We start from the raw sequence: 12,160 nt of genomic DNA, 5'->3' as shown, positions 1-12,160 counted from the left end.
TGAGCAAATAACCCGCATCGCCACAAGGGATACAGGACCCATGCACCTATAATATCAGTCGGCGGGGGAAGCCCCATCAATCATCGAAGAACTGTGAGACCATATAGTAACCGAGTCATACCACTATAAAGAAGAAAAGTACGCCCAATATGAGCGTACTTTTCCCTGGAGCTATCTCCTTGTGATTTTCAATGACTCATCAACATACACACCGTACTCATCCGATTCTGTGTAATATAGATGACAATACTTCCCCTTACCCTCATCTATCATTATCACAGCATTCCATAAGGCAGTCTTGCTTATAGGGTAGCCTGGATCTAAACAAAACACCTTCGTAATGCCCCCTTCCTTTTCCTCATATCCTATAGCAAGAACTGCATGTGCTCCACCTTTGAAAGATATCGCTGTCATCAAAGACAACTCACTGTCAATAGCACTTCTTAGCTCCTCCAAGTACAAAGCCTGCTCAGACTGAGTAGCGGCATATTCCTGGGGACTGATGACACTTCTTTCCTAAAAGAGCGAGAAAGCTTCTCGTTGATATCTGCAAAGACGAACCCATCTCTACATAGCCCCTCAACCTTAAAGAACTCTTTGTATAATCGACCCTTAGATGTAGTCCCCTTAAATGTAGTACTCAAGTCCGTGACCTGATTACGGGTAAGAACTTTCAATATCAGGAGGTTCATCATCACAGAATATACCGTACAGGCCCCATCCATATCCCCTTGTCTCAGGTGAACATGCTGCCATTTACGATTGTAGATGGATACACCATCTGCTTTTAAGTCTAAGTCGCTTAAAATTTTAATCATACGTTGAATGTATCTTAAACATATATAGGCTTCTGTCTTTCGGTGGATTCTCCAGCCCCAGGATAAGTAAATGCAAACATATTATCGCAAAAGGGGGAAGCCTCCTTTTCAAGAGGTGGCGATAGCGTAATGCCTCTAAGAAAAAATCTATTAGCTAGACGCTAAGTATTTCCCAGCGTCTTCCACGCAGCACAAGCACTAACCAAAACCGAAGATACAGCTTTTTCCGAAGCAAATAGCCAACGCATTTGAATCATAAGAGAGCGCGCATATAAAACGGGCTTCTGAGGGAGAAAAAGTGACCAGTATTGGTCACCGAGGGAAGTAGTACTGGTCACGCTTCGGATCAGTACTGGTAACTATATGTGACCAGTACTGGTCGCTGAGTCGACCAGTACTGGTTCGTTTTTCACCGCCACGAGGGCAGTAAAACAGAAGACGCCACTGCCCATCCCACAAGGGGGAGGACAGTGGCGTCTTCGCCTTTATCCGTTTCATCCGTCAGCGACGGGAGTAAGAGAGTCTTACTTCACTTCTTCGAAGTCAGCATCGGTGATGTTGTCACCAGCAGGCTGAGAGGAGGCACCAGCGGCAGGATCAGCAGCACCAGCAGCGTTAGCGTGGCTGTACATCTCTTCGCTTGCAGCCTGGAAGGCAGCCTGTACCTCAGCAGAAGCAGCGTCGATACCTTCGATATTCTGAGCTGAGTGAGCTTCCTTGAGCTTAGCAAGGGCAGCTTCGACAGCAGCCTTCTTGTCTGCGGAGAGCTTATCACCGAATTCCTTCAGCTGCTTTTCCGTCTGGAAGATGAGACTATCAGCCTGGTTCAGCTTCGTGATACGCTCGGTTTCCTTCTTATCAGCTTCAGCGTTAGCAGCAGCTTCGTCCTTCATGCGCTGGATCTCAGCGTCAGAGAGACCGCTGGAAGCTTCGATACGGATCTTCTGCTGCTTGCCCGTAGCCTTATCGAGAGCCGTGACGTTGAGGATACCGTTAGCGTCGATATCGAAGGTCACTTCGATCTGAGGCGTCTGACGAGGAGCGGGAGCTACCTCGAGCTTGAACTTACCGATGCTCTTGTTGTCCTTAGCCAGTGAACGCTCACCCTGCAGGACGTGGATCTCTACCTCGGGCTGGTTGTCGACAGCCGTCGTGAAGATCTCGCTCTTCTTCGTGGGGATCGTCGTATTGGCATCGATGAGGCGCGTCATGACACCACCCATCGTCTCGATACCGAGAGAGAGAGGCGTGACGTCGAGAAGAAGGACATCCTTGATCTCACCCGTCAGGACACCACCCTGGATAGCAGCACCGACAGCGACGACTTCGTCAGGGTTAACGCCCTTAGAAGGAGCCTTACCGAAGATCTTCTCTACGATCTCCTGGATAGCAGGGATACGCGTAGAGCCACCTACGAGGATAACTTCGTCGATATCGCTCTTAGAGAGGCCAGCGTCACGCAGAGCCGTTTCGCAGGGAGCGACACAAGCCTGGATGAGGCGGTCAGCCAGCTGCTCGAATTTTGCACGAGTCAGCGTACGTACCAGGTGCTTGGGCACACCACCCACGGGCATGATGTAGGGGAGGTTGATCTCCGTAGAGGTCGTGCTGGAGAGCTCGATCTTAGCCTTCTCAGCAGCTTCCTTCAGACGCTGCATAGCCATAGGATCCTGACGGAGGTCTACACCTTCATCAGCCTTGAACTCGTCGGCGAGCCAGTCGATGATCACGTGGTCGAAGTCATCACCACCGAGGTGCGTATCACCATTGGTCGAGCGTACTTCGAAGACACCATCACCAAGCTCGAGGATCGAGATATCGAACGTACCACCACCGAGGTCGAAGACAGCGATCTTCATATCGCGGTCACTCTTGTCAAGACCATAGGCGAGCGAAGCTGCCGTAGGCTCGTTGACGATACGACGGACGTTCAGACCAGCGATCTCACCAGCTTCCTTCGTAGCCTGACGCTGAGCGTCGTTGAAGTAAGCAGGTACGGTGATGACTGCATCCGTGACCTCTGCACCGAGGTAGTCCTCAGCCGTCTTCTTCATCTTCTGCAGGATGATAGCAGAGATTTCCTGAGGCGTGTAGAGACGGCCGTCGATGTCGACACGAGGCGTGTCGTTATCACCACGCACGACCTTATAAGGTACGCGGGCGATTTCGTCCTTCACTTGTTCGAAGGTCTCACCCATGAAGCGCTTGATCGAGTAGATCGTCTTCGTGGGGTTCGTGATAGCCTGACGCTTTGCGGGGTCACCTACCTTACGTTCGCCACCATCGATGAAGGCGACGACAGAGGGAGTCGTGCGCTTACCTTCGCTGTTAGCGATGACGATAGGTTCGTTCCCTTCGAGTACGGAGACACAAGAGTTTGTAGTCCCGAGGTCAATTCCAATAATCTTTCCCATAATATTCTTTTGTCTTTTATCTTGTTTCTGTTATTGTTCTACTTTCCGAGCTTCAGCTGCGTCCTCCGTCGTAGGGTGCCCGCCTGCCGACTGCCTCACCGAGGGAGGCACTTGGTCAAGGGGCGACACCTATGAGGAGTCTAACAACTCACACTCACGCCCTACTTAAGTCAAAGGCTGTGCCAAAAAGCATACGCCACGAGAGTGCGCCAAATTGTCACACCCACCCAACCACATCGTGTCATTTATACCACTGAGAGGCTGGCATACTCTCTTCATCGCCCCCTTCTACCCCCGTGTATAGATACAGCACGCCCCAGTGTGACAGGACTTACCTATCAGCACTGGGGCGCGCTGCACGCTATGAGGGAGGAGTATAATTACAGCTCCAGCTCGAGACCGATCTGCAGCTCTTCGGGAGCGAAGCGCAAGCCGAAGCCCGAGGAAGAGAGGCCAGCTTCTTCGCCAGCACCGAACTTATCACGATAGCCGATGAAGCCAAGACGCAGGCACAGGCACAGGCCCTTGGTCAGGTCGACACACGCACCAGGGCGCAGACCCACTTCCCAGCCCTTCACACCGCCAGAGGTAGAGAAGCCGAAGCCACCATCAAGATAGAGGTTGAAAGGCTCGCGGTGCATATAGTAGTAGCGAGCAAAGGGGCGTAGTGCCCAGAGGCTCTCGCTTTCACCATTCCCCTTCTGATACTGGTAGGTCCCGACGACTCCAAGTCCCCAATTCTCATTGAAGAGGTAGCCAACCTCAGGGGAGAAGTCAAATGTCGTAGTCTTGGCCTTATTGTCTTGCCAGAAGGAGACGAGCCCACCGAAGACCCAGCGCGCACCGTGTTCGTCGGGCGTAGAGGGATCTCCGTTGGGGAAATACTGCTGTGCGACAAGAGGAGTAGCGGAGCCTAAGAGAAGAGCGACCAGCGCCCGACGGCCCCAAGCACGTAGAGATTCTAATTTCATAGCTACTGTAGTAGTTTAGATGAATAATGTTAGATGGTAGGGCAAAGGTACAAAAGACCGCCCAACGAGCGGATAGCTCACCCATATACAGCAGTCCTCCCAAGCGGCGCATACCGCTTGGGAGGACTGTCTTCCTCTTCTACGCAAAGAGGCGGGTAAGGGATAGCCTTATCGGCGAGCTGCCGTAGTAGCAGCCTGTGTGCGAGGAAGCAGGACAATGCTATCTCCCGAGAGGCGCGTCTTGAGCCACTCCTGGAAGCGAGTGGCATCGGCCGAAGTCCAGCTCTTCGAGTCGTCTACAGCAAAGACCGCCGCGACGAAGCGACGGGTAGCCGTCGTGTCACGCTGCACCTCGACAGTACGTGCCAAGCTCAGCGAACGTACGGCAGGGAAGAGTACCGCCAGCTCGGGGCGGATGGCTTCGGCCACCTCCTCGCATCGGGTATAGGCGTTGAGCTGCTGGGTAAGTGCTGCATTATCAGCCGAGAGCTCGAGGTGCTTCTGATACTCGCTCTCCTGACTGTAGACGCGCTGCGCCAGCTGACTACTGAGCGCCAGCAAGCTATCCGAAGCTCCCCTCTGAATCACTGCGAGCTGATAGCCACCGAGACCATAGTGCTCCATATTCTCCGATGCTGATTTCTGCTTCTCCTCCGTGATCGTTCGTCCTACGGCTATGACACGTAGCTCCTTCGTCGCTTCATCTGTCCCCGAGGAGAGGATCTGTGTCCCGGGCTGTTCCAGCTCAGAGGAGATGAAGCGACGAAGTCCATTCTCGAAGATGCTCGTACGGATGATATTGATCGTCATCATGACCGCAGGGATCGTCGTCGCGATGACGATAAGCATCAGGATATTTCGGGCGTGCTTAGCTCGCTCAGGCGAGAGGAACTCATGATAGTGGAAGCGCATCATACGCACCCCGAGAGCTGTCGCCAAGCTGATGAAGACCGTATTGATGAAGAAGAGGTAGAAGGCCCCGAAGAAGAAGTTCAGCTGCCCCGTCGCCAGTCCATAGCCCGCCGTACAGAGCGGAGGCATGAGTGCCGTAGCGATGGCGACCCCAGGGATCACATTCCCTCCGCGACCACGAGTCGAGAGGGCAATGATACCAGCGGCACCACCGAAGAAGGCGATGAGTATGTCATAGATCGTCGGCGTAGTACGTGCCAGCAGCTCCGACTGCGCCTCCTCCAGCGGACTGATGAAGAAGTAAACCATAGCGGTGAGTACGCTGATAAGCGTAGCGATACTGAAGTTCTTCAGCGCGCGCTTCAGCAGGTCAAGGTCATTCGTCCCCACAGCGAGCCCCATCCCGATGATAGGTCCCATGAGCGGGGAGATGAGCATCGCACCGATGATGACGGCAGTCGAATTGACATTGAGCCCGAGCGAAGCGATGAAGATCGCTGCGATAAGAATCCAGAGATTAGCTCCACGGAAGGACACCCCACGGGTTACCTCCTCGATGATCGCCTGCTCCTCTTCGAGGTCAGGGCGTAGATTGAAATAAACTCTTATTCGATCGAATGTATTCATATGCTCTGTATTTATATCGTGACTTTGACTTTCGGGGAGCACACTCCCCCATCCAGTTTAGTTAGCCTGAGTCAGCTTGTAGCCCAAGCGTGCCAAGCCCAGCGCTACTCCGATGCGATAGAGACCGAAGAGCGTACGTGCATAGAGCTGGAATGCCATGGGGCTCGATGGCTCGGCATTCTCATGACGGAGCTGCGTAAGCGCCAGCTCTGCGAGGCGACGCACCAAGTCGGTATAGCGCTTAGCTTCCTCTGAGCCACGGAGCATCCCGAGGACATCTTCGAGCACATATTCGTCCAGCTCATCCCAGCCGCGTGCATCACGAAGCTGCATATAGAGCGCACTACCCAGTGGCTGATAGCGCTGCCAGTCTTCATCCCACAGCACAGCCATCGCCATACCGACGAAGGTCATCCAGCCAAGCGACACCAGCGGGTACTGCTCGAAGTCGGGCACGGCACTGGCCATATAGGGCTGTGCCAGCGCGGGCCACAGCTCGTCGAGGTCTACCGTCTCTAAGAGGGGACCACGAAGAAACCCCTCCTGCTGTGCAAGCTGAAGTAAGAGGGGCTGAAGTTCACTTGTATATCGCTCGAGGTAAGCTTCCTGTTCGCTCATCGTCTTCTGCTAAATAATGAATTAGGGTTCACAAAGATACGGCATTCGCTCCAGCAGAGAAAAAGTGCCATTCTCTTGAAGGGAAAAGCGCCTTCCCGTAGTGGTTTTCTCATATCTATGTACGTAGTCTTAAAGACCAGGCACGCAAATCCAAATATCCACGTACGTAGATATTAGGACCACGTACGTAGCCCAAACTTATCTGCCACTCGTCCACAACTTTTATCCCTACGCAGAGCAACAACCTAATAGAGGCCACTTCACAAAGCTATATAGCTTTCTTCGCCATCCTCTATAGCTCTACCCACGTACTCATATAGGAAGAGGGTGCGAACCAATATAGGTTCGCACCCTCAAGAAATAGTAAGGTACTGCACCGCCCTCTATCAAGAGCGGGCGAATGTGGAGCTCTTAGCTCTCGTAGCCCTCTGCCAAGCGCAAGACATCGCCGAAGACACCACGTGCCGTGACGGCAGCACCGGCACCCGCCCCTTGGATGACGATGGGCTGGCTACCATAGCTCTCCGTGTAGATCTCGAAGCAGCTATCCGCACCACTCACGCGCCCCAGTGGCGATGTGCGGGAGACGAGACGGAGCCCCGCCGAGAGCGTCGCCTCCTGACGCACATCATCCCAGACAATATCCCCGACATAGCGGAGCACTTCATCGGGCTTAGCCGTAGCACGTAGCGCTTCGATGGAAGCCTCCAGCTCACCAAAGCGCGCCCAGAAGTCCTCCAGACTCAGCGAGCGCAAGGCCTCGGGCACGGGATTCTCCCAGCGGACATCCGAGAGTTCGGCGGGTACATCCAGCTCACGCACGAGGATGAGCACCTTGCGCGCTACGTCCTCTCCGCTGAGGTCCTCACGTGGGTCAGGCTCAGTGAGACCAAGGCGTGCCGACTCCTCGACGATGGAGCGGAGCGAACGCTCGGGTTCCTCGGTGAGGCGGTTGAAGATATAGCTGAGGCTTCCCGAGAAGAGCCCGTGAATGCGTGTAATCCGTTCGCCCGAGAGGTGCAGGAGCTTGAGGTTGTCGATCAGCGGGAGGCCCGCACCGACATTCGTCTCATAGCGGTAGCTTCGGCGATGACGCTGGAGTGTATCCCGCAGGTAGCTGTAGTCGGCATAGGGTGCGATGTTCGCCTTCTTATTCGAGGAGACGATATCGAAGCCCTCAGCCGCATAGCATGCGTAGTGCGAGGCGATGACAGGGGACGAGGTATTGTCCACGAGGATCACATTCTCCAGTGCCTGACGCTGTCCGTAGCTGATGATTGCTTCGGCAAGGTCACCCGAGAAGGGAGCACGCTCCAGCTCGGTCGCCCAATCTGCCTCCGCACCCGAAGGACTAAGCAGAAGATGGCGTGAGTCTGCGATAGCGAAGATGCGTAGGTCAATGTTCTTCTGCGCGATAAGGAGCTCACGCTGCTGGATGATCTGCCCGATGAAAGCACCGCCGACCGTACCGTGACCGATGACCGCCAGATGGATGCGCTTGGGACGCTCAAAGAGCTCGCCGTGGATGACCTTCAGCGCCTTCTCACGCTCTTCATCATCACGCACCAGGAGGCAGAGGGTATTCTCCGGCACCGAGTTGCTGAGGAGGATAGGCAGGATGCGGTTGCGGACAAGAGCACGATAGGGGCGGTCGAACTCCAATAAGTTCAGCCCGATGATAGCGACCACTGCCAGCCCCTTCTCCGCATAGATCTTAGTCACATGACCTGTCTCGAGGTCGTGGTGGAACTCCTGCACGAGGGCTTCCACTGCGCGGTCTGCCTCCTCCTCATCGACGACAATCGCCGTACCACGCTCCGTAGAGCCCTGAGCGATGAGGCTGACACTCACCTCTGCCGCCTCGAACGAGCGGAAGATACGCGCATCGATCCCCGAGCGCCCAAGCATGTTGCGTCCCTCGAAGTGGATGAGCGCCTTACCCGAGAGCGAAGCCAGCGCACGCACGACCTTATCACGTGGATGGGCCGTGACGAGCGTCCCATTTGACTCCTCGCCATAGCTGAAGGTATTGAGCACGCGCAGTGGGATACCCCGCTCCTGCAGCGGCTCAATCGTCTTGATATGGAGGATCTCTGCGCCGAACTGCGATAACTCCGCCGCGTCGGCATAAGAGAGTTCGTCGATCTTGCGTGCTTCGGCTACGACACTGGGATTGGCCGTATAGATGCCATCGACATGCGTGTAGTTCTCCATCAGCGAAGCCTCAAGGAAATTTGCCAAGAGCGCTGCGCTGTAGTTGCTCCCATTGCGCCCAAGCGTCGTGCGACGCCCAGCCTCATCACGAGCGATGAAGCCCGTGACGATAGGTATCACTCCTGCAGGAAGCCCAGCAAAGAGCGCACGACAGCGCTCCCGTGAAGCCTCGGTAAAGACCAAAGCCAAACCGTAGTGGGCATCCGTCACGAGGAAGTCACCCGAGTCAATCGCCACGGCTTCGTAGCCACGATCCTTGAGCGCCTGTGCGACATACTGCGACGAGAGGACTTCGCCATAGCTCACGAGTTCATCTACAGTACGAGGAGAGCATTCACCCAAGAGCGAGATCCCCGAGAGGAGGCGCTCCAGCTGCACACGCTCCGCCTCGAAGCGAAGCGTAGTATCCTGACACTGATGTTCCCAGAAGGCTTGGAGGGCTGCTTCGTAGGGCTCACCAGCGCAAGCCTGCTCTGCAAGAGCGAGCAGTGCATCAGTGCTCTTACCGCGTGCCGAGACCACGACGACGGGAGCTTCGCCAGCGCGATAGTTATCGATGATGATATCCAGCACCGTCAAGATGCCGCTACCATTATCCAGGGACTTCCCCCCGAACTTCAAGATCTTCATACGTGAGTAGGAAAGTAAGGTCGGATGATATGATTGAGCTGCTCGTACTCCATGAGGAAGGCATCATGCCCATGGATAGAGTGGATGACAGCGAGACTCACGTCCGCACCCAGCGCACGCAGCGCCTCATAGGTCGCTTCGGCACGGTCATGGGTGAAGAGGAGGTCGCTATCGATGGAGACCAGATGGATGGCCGAGCGGATACGTGCAAGAGCCTCTACCTCCTCGCAGACCCCGATGGTCGAGGTCAGGTGCGTCATCACATGGTAGGCCGAGAGCTTGAAGCGGCGTGCCAAGGCATCGCCATGGTAGAGAAGCCAGCTCTCGACGTCGTACTGTCCTGAGCCTGTACCCCGACTATCACGCTGACCAGCGAAGCGCACATTGAGCGACTGGGGCGTGCGGTAGCACGACATCGCATGGATGCGTGCATCCTCCAGCGGGTGCGAAGAGTGCGCGAGGATCTGCTTCTGGATAAGCGTCTGCGTAAGTAGCCAGTCCGAAGCACGATAGTCACAAGCGATGGGGAAGATATGCTTCGCCAGCGTTGGGGCGAGATAAGCTATCTGCCACGTCAGCGCTCCACCCATCGAAGCCCCGATGACGGCATAGAGCTCCTTCACACCCAGTGCCTCCAGAGCGAGGAGGAAGAGACGAGCGACATCACGTAGCTCGAAGGCCTCGGGGTCGTCCGCTTCGCGCCCATCATAGGCGTTGCCCGGGATATTGAAGGAGAGGATCGTGTAGTGCGTCGGTGAGATAGCCCCCTCCTCGCTGATGAGCTTATTCCACCAGCCCTCGTCGCCTGTGACGGTAGAGTTGCCCGTCAAGGCGTGGCATACGAGGACCAGAGGCGCCGAGCCAAGAGGTGGACCAGCCACCTCATAGCTCAGTACGACCTCGGGATAAGACTCACCTCGCTCGGAGCGAAAGTCGGGGATAGAGACTTCGTGCAGCATCTTACTTCGTCGCCTTCTTCAGAGCTTGAGCCAGGTCTGCCTTGAGGTCTTCGATACCTTCGAGGCCGATGGAGAGGCGCACCAGATCGGGGGTAACACCTGCCGAGCGCTGCTGCTCCTCGGAGAGCTGACGGTGCGTCGTGCTGCTGGGATGGATGATGAGGGACTTCGTGTCGCCGAGGTTGGCCACGATACGGAAGATCTCCGTATTATCGACGAAGTTCTTAGCAGCCTCGTAGCCGTCCTTCAGACCGAAGGTGATGATACAGCCGAAGCCTCCCTTGAGGTAGCGGTCGCAGATCTCATGATGCTGATCTGACTCCAGACCAGGGTAGTTCACCCAAGCGACCTCGGGCTGGCTCTGGAGCCAACGAGCGATCTCAAGTGCCGACTGCGAAGCGTGCTGGATGCGGAGCGAGAGCGTCTCAAGACCCTGAATGAAGATGAAGCTATTCGTGGGACTCAGGCAGCTACCGAGGTCGCGCAGCCCTTCGACACGAGCACGGACGATGAAGGCAGCAGGGCCAAACGTCTCGCTGTAGCGCAGACCGTGATAGCCTGGGCTGGGCTCGGTGAAGTCAGGGAAGTTACCGTTCGTCCAGTCGAACTTACCCGAGTCGATCACTGCACCACCCATCGCCGTACCATTACCGCAGAAGTACTTCGTCAGCGAGTAGATCACGATGTCAGCACCATGATCTATGGGTCGGCAGAGTACGGGCGTCAGCGTATTGTCCACGACGAGGGGGAGTCCGTGAGCATGGGAAATATCAGCTACAGCGGCGATATCGACAAAGTCGAGCTTGGGGTTGCCCAGCGTCTCAGTATAGACGAGCTTGGTATTGGGCTGGATAGCTGCCTCAAAGTTCTTAGGATCTTGGGCATCGACGAAGGTCGTCGTGATACCGAGGCGGGGCAGCGTGACGCTCAAGAGATTGTACGTACCGCCGTAGACGCTGGAGGAGGCTACGATATGGTCACCAGCACGCAGCAGGGTGAAGATCGTCGTAGCGATAGCACTCATACCGCTTGCCGTAGCGATGGCACCGACACCACCTTCGAGGGCTGCCAGGCGCTGCTCGAGGACGTCGGTCGTGGGGTTATTGAGGCGGGTATAGAGGTAGGCAGGGATCTGCAGGTCAAAGACCCCAGCAGCGTGGTCAGTACTATCAAAAGCGAAGGCATTCGCCTGATAAAGGGGCACTGCAGTGGAGCCACAGTTTGCAGTGGGATCGAAAGCGTGGTGGAGGGCCAGGGTAGATACGTTCTTGCTCATTGTCTTCGTCGTTGTTTGTGGGGTGAATAGTAATGGGGAGTAAATAGGGAGGTGCTATAAAAGCACAGCCCGCTGCAATCATGGACTGCAACGGGCTTACGTAATATCTTGGAGATTCGACTATGCGAAGTACAGATGTGACGAGCCCGACGCAGACATCATCTGCATCATCATCATCATGGACATCATGTACGCTGTACGCTTCATCTAATACTTCTCTTCTTGAGTTTCTTTGGACCAAAGGTAATAAAAATTAACTACGCGCCAAACCTCCCGCACTGTGAAAGCTATATATCACTGTAGAGACTCCCCCAGCCACTAAGCAGCCCCCTTTATAGCTCCCAATGAAAGCCTTGACGAGCTACCCTAAAACGAAGCGAGGCGGTGACCAGCTGGGTAGCCAGTCACCGCCTCGCGATGGGTGAGAAGATCGATATGACAGCAGAAGCGAGTACGCACATTCAGAAAAATCACCTAACTCATCTCTTACGTACATACTACACTAACTATACTAAAGCCCATTTTCAGAACTCCAGAAAGGAGGTGTTCCAGCCGCACCTTCCGGTACGGCTACCTTGTTACGACTTAGCCCCAGTCACCTGTATTACCCTAGGCCGACCCTCGCGGTTACGGACTTTAGGTACTCCAGACTCCCATGGCTTGACGGGCGGTGTGTACAAGGCCCGGGAACGTATTCACCGCGCCATGGCTGATGCGCGAT

General features: G+C 55.2%; 8 protein-coding genes. All 8 read right to left on the bottom strand.

The window, feature by feature from the left end; translation table 11 throughout:
• Positions 1-443 precede the first annotated feature (443 nt).
• Positions 444-818, bottom strand: a complete 375-nt coding sequence (locus HMPREF1121_RS08850; RefSeq protein ID WP_232223696.1) for a hypothetical protein — start codon at positions 816-818, stop codon at positions 444-446.
• A gap of 524 nt (positions 819-1,342) precedes the next feature.
• Positions 1,343-3,232, bottom strand: a complete 1,890-nt coding sequence (dnaK, locus tag HMPREF1121_RS00040; RefSeq protein ID WP_044114130.1) for a molecular chaperone DnaK — start codon at positions 3,230-3,232, stop codon at positions 1,343-1,345.
• Positions 3,233-3,612: 380 nt separating this feature from the next.
• Positions 3,613-4,203, bottom strand: coding sequence for a membrane protein (locus HMPREF1121_RS00035; RefSeq protein WP_044114129.1), 591 nt, complete (start codon positions 4,201-4,203; stop codon positions 3,613-3,615).
• Positions 4,204-4,371: 168 nt separating this feature from the next.
• Positions 4,372-5,742: a DUF389 domain-containing protein gene (locus tag HMPREF1121_RS00030; RefSeq protein WP_044114128.1), complete on the bottom strand. Its 1,371-nt coding sequence runs from the start codon at positions 5,740-5,742 to the stop codon at positions 4,372-4,374.
• A 57-nt stretch (positions 5,743-5,799) separates the two neighbouring features.
• Complete coding sequence (locus HMPREF1121_RS00025) at positions 5,800-6,360, bottom strand: hypothetical protein (RefSeq protein ID WP_044114127.1); 561 nt, start codon at positions 6,358-6,360, stop codon at positions 5,800-5,802.
• A 411-nt stretch (positions 6,361-6,771) separates the two neighbouring features.
• Positions 6,772-9,204, bottom strand: coding sequence for an aspartate kinase (locus HMPREF1121_RS00020; RefSeq protein ID WP_044114126.1), 2,433 nt, complete (start codon positions 9,202-9,204; stop codon positions 6,772-6,774).
• Positions 9,201-10,163 (bottom strand): alpha/beta fold hydrolase, encoded by a 963-nt coding sequence (locus HMPREF1121_RS00015; protein WP_044114125.1) that lies wholly within the window; start codon positions 10,161-10,163, stop codon positions 9,201-9,203. Before HMPREF1121_RS00015 ends, HMPREF1121_RS00020 begins: the two co-directional genes overlap by 4 nt.
• 1 nt (position 10,164) lies before the next feature.
• Positions 10,165-11,439 (bottom strand): O-acetylhomoserine aminocarboxypropyltransferase/cysteine synthase family protein, encoded by a 1,275-nt coding sequence (locus tag HMPREF1121_RS00010; protein WP_044114124.1) that lies wholly within the window; start codon positions 11,437-11,439, stop codon positions 10,165-10,167.
• Positions 11,440-12,160 lie beyond the last annotated feature (721 nt).

The organism is Porphyromonas sp. KLE 1280 (genome assembly GCF_000700805.1).
Taxonomy (GTDB): Bacteria; Bacteroidota; Bacteroidia; order Bacteroidales; family Porphyromonadaceae; genus Porphyromonas; species Porphyromonas pasteri.
This window is presented reverse-complemented; position numbering and strand designations above follow the sequence as displayed.

Excerpts from the sequence above, each read along its gene's own strand:
- HMPREF1121_RS00025 (WP_044114127.1), bottom strand. The coding sequence starts at position 6,360 with ATGAGCGAACAGGAAGCTTACCTCGAGCGATATACAAGTGAACTTCAG.
- HMPREF1121_RS00035 (WP_044114129.1), bottom strand. The coding sequence starts at position 4,203 with ATGAAATTAGAATCTCTACGTGCTTGGGGCCGTCGGGCGCTGGTCGCT.
- dnaK (WP_044114130.1), bottom strand. The coding sequence starts at position 3,232 with ATGGGAAAGATTATTGGAATTGACCTCGGGACTACAAACTCTTGTGTC.
- HMPREF1121_RS08850 (WP_232223696.1), bottom strand. The coding sequence starts at position 818 with ATGATTAAAATTTTAAGCGACTTAGACTTAAAAGCAGATGGTGTATCC.
- HMPREF1121_RS00030 (WP_044114128.1), bottom strand. The coding sequence starts at position 5,742 with ATGAATACATTCGATCGAATAAGAGTTTATTTCAATCTACGCCCTGAC.
- HMPREF1121_RS00010 (WP_044114124.1), bottom strand. The coding sequence starts at position 11,439 with ATGAGCAAGAACGTATCTACCCTGGCCCTCCACCACGCTTTCGATCCC.
- HMPREF1121_RS00020 (WP_044114126.1), bottom strand. The coding sequence starts at position 9,204 with ATGAAGATCTTGAAGTTCGGGGGGAAGTCCCTGGATAATGGTAGCGGC.
- HMPREF1121_RS00015 (WP_044114125.1), bottom strand. The coding sequence starts at position 10,163 with ATGCTGCACGAAGTCTCTATCCCCGACTTTCGCTCCGAGCGAGGTGAG.